This window comes from Clostridium porci (genome assembly GCF_009696375.1).
GTDB classification, from domain to species: Bacteria; Bacillota; Clostridia; order Lachnospirales; family Lachnospiraceae; genus Enterocloster; species Enterocloster porci.
Genome location: NZ_VUMD01000052.1, coordinates 1 through 2615 on the forward strand (window position 1 = coordinate 1; position 2615 = coordinate 2615).

The following is a 2615-nucleotide window of genomic DNA, read 5'->3' on the forward strand; positions in this document are numbered from 1 at the left end:
TACTTCCTAAAACTCCGGCTTCCCAGCTCCCGACTTCAAAAGAGTCCATTGCGGAATCGAAAGAAGAAAAAGAAGAAGTAGCGGAATCAACAGAAAAGACGGAACCGGAATCCGAAACTGAGGAAACGCATAATTATAATGCAAACAACATCGTCTCAAATGTTTTATGCATGTAATAGCGATAAAGCCGCTGTATGAATCTCTCCATATTGGAATGTAAAGAAAAACTTCATGAAAATAACCCATTTTTCTTTATCCGCAAACTTTTCGGTTTGCAAGATCGTCGCTTCTGCGGTACAATGTAGTCAGATTTAAAAGAAACAAAAAAATATCAAAAAAGGAGAGTATCATTATGAAAAAGAGACTTTTGTTAGCGGCGACTGCAGTGATGAGTATGGCAATGAGCATGACCGCATTCGCGGGGATGGGATCCTGGCAGCAGAACGCAACTGGATGGTGGTGGCAGCGAACAGATAATAGTTATCCGGCAAGCGAGTGGAAGTGGATTGACGGGAACGGTGACGGCACTGTGGAAAGTTACTACTTCGATGGGAACGGTTACTTGATTACAAATACGACCACGCCGGACGGCTATACCGTGAATGCAGACGGCGCCTGGGTGCAGGACGGGGTGGTACAGAAACGACAGGTTATGCTGGACCTTGGAGATGAGGTACTGACTACTCAGACTGCTACGCAGACAAACACAACAACTGGAAATCCAGTCATGGATGGAAAGAGTATTGAGAAGATTGTGGTAAATCCGGAAATTATGGGGATGATGGGAGCAGGTGGAGTGGATCGACTGCCGAACAAAACAGAAATTGGACAGGGAATCTGGGGACCTACTTATAATGTCGATTACAATGGCGTAACTTTAAAGGTTGAAACAGATAATAGAGAAAATTGGGTAAGTTCATTTTATGGACCCGCTAAAGTGCTCTTTAATAACATTCCATCTCAAGGCATAGAACTGAATGCGTTTTATGATAATTCTGGTTATGAATCTTTATCTGCTGGTAGACAACCAATGGCATCCACAGGTAATTCAGATACGGTTTTCGGACTTCCAACTGGTAGTTATCGTATGGCATGGGGAAGTGTACAAGGACGTGGTTTTAGTATTTTGCTAACACCAGGTTTAAATGATACATGGTATATTTACCCTGATAGTCCTACATTTTTATATAACTAAGCAAAACACAGAACCTTTCCTAGGGGAGAGGTTCTTTTTTCTTTTTCCAATTTTCTCCGTAATTTTCTCATAATTAAAAAAAAGAAATGGAGGATTTTGTAGATGAAGAAACATAAGCGAGCTATAGCTGCTTTATTAGCTGTTGCATTAGCTACCAATCCAGTAATCAGCCATTATATAGTGGATTCGTATGCAGTACGATATGATCCACATGAGAAGGATACGGGACTCAAGCTAATGTGGAGCGAAATTCCAACAACGGATGGTTCTGCGTTCGGCTGGCCCAGAAAAACCTACTTTGAGGGCGGAACGGGCGAGTTTAAGGATATGAACGGGCGATATACATTCTGTGTAGCAAACCATACTGGCCAACCGCCAATGGGAACCGAAGCGTGGGTTAAACAATCTTTAACAGTCAATGAATATGAAGATTTTAGTGGTAATGAGCATGTAAGAAATCTTTATGGTTCTCAATCAGAAATCATGAAAAAATTCACTTTCTGTCTTGCTGCAGCTGCCGCTATCGCTCCAGGTCAGCAATCTCTTTCAGATTGCCGCAGTATGTACTCCACCACGGAACTGCAAATTATGTCACAATCTGTATTACTGGCAATCGAAGGACGAATGTCAAGAACAGCCAATTATGAAGCAACAATTTTAAGTATGGATCGGGCCGCTGCTTACCAGGCATACTGTAATGCGATGCAGTACGAGTATCATTTAACACCTGAGACATGGGAAGGCAAAACTACCCAATTGGATTCATCCATCGCAGAAAAGTTAAGAGAAAAAAGAGAAAAATTTTTCTACGATTGCTGGGACGCTGCCATTGTCATGTACAATGCAATCCAGAATACAGAATCCGGTGTAGCAGCAAACAAAATTGCAGCCGTTCAGAATCCAGCTAATCCCAACCAGTACATTGCAACATTACCATGCCAAGGACTATCCAGTGTATGGGAGTCTTACTACAAAAATATCAAATTGGATGGAAAAGATGTAGGACCTGGTGGCTGGAGTATTGTAAAAAACGAATATAATGCGGCGACAGGAAATACCGAAATCATTTTTGAAGGACCTGCAGGAGCAGATTTTGCTACTGCCAACCTGACACTTCAGTTTGAAAAACAGGGATATTTAACCGATTTGTCCCAGCCAGTATTATACGAAATGGATTTTTGTACACATAGTTCTAATTCAACCGCACAACAAAATGGGCGTGACCATGGTGGCTTCCAGACCATGTTCTGTGCCATGCAGAAAGACATGTCCTTAACTACCGATGGCGGAGACGGCGGCGGTGGTGGCGGAGGCGGCGGTGAAGGCGGCGAAGGTTCCATCGCTCTGGAAGTACACCGCTACAAGCACAGCGAAGACTGGCAGACCACCTACAACGTGGATCTCCGGAAACTGGATTCCG

The 2615-nt window shown here is 43.1% G+C and carries 2 protein-coding genes; both read left to right on the forward strand.

The window, feature by feature from the left end; genetic code table 11:
- Positions 1-352: 352 nt before the first annotated feature.
- A complete protein-coding gene (locus FYJ39_RS20205) occupies positions 353-1195 on the forward strand; it encodes a hypothetical protein (RefSeq protein WP_154474099.1) in 843 nt (280 codons plus the stop codon).
- A gap of 102 nt (positions 1196-1297) precedes the next feature.
- Positions 1298-2615 (forward strand): hypothetical protein (locus FYJ39_RS20210; protein WP_207708717.1); only part of this gene is annotated, 1318 nt, incomplete at its 3' end.

Excerpts from the sequence above, each read along its gene's own strand:
- FYJ39_RS20205 (WP_154474099.1), top strand. The coding sequence starts at position 353 with ATGAAAAAGAGACTTTTGTTAGCGGCGACTGCAGTGATGAGTATGGCA.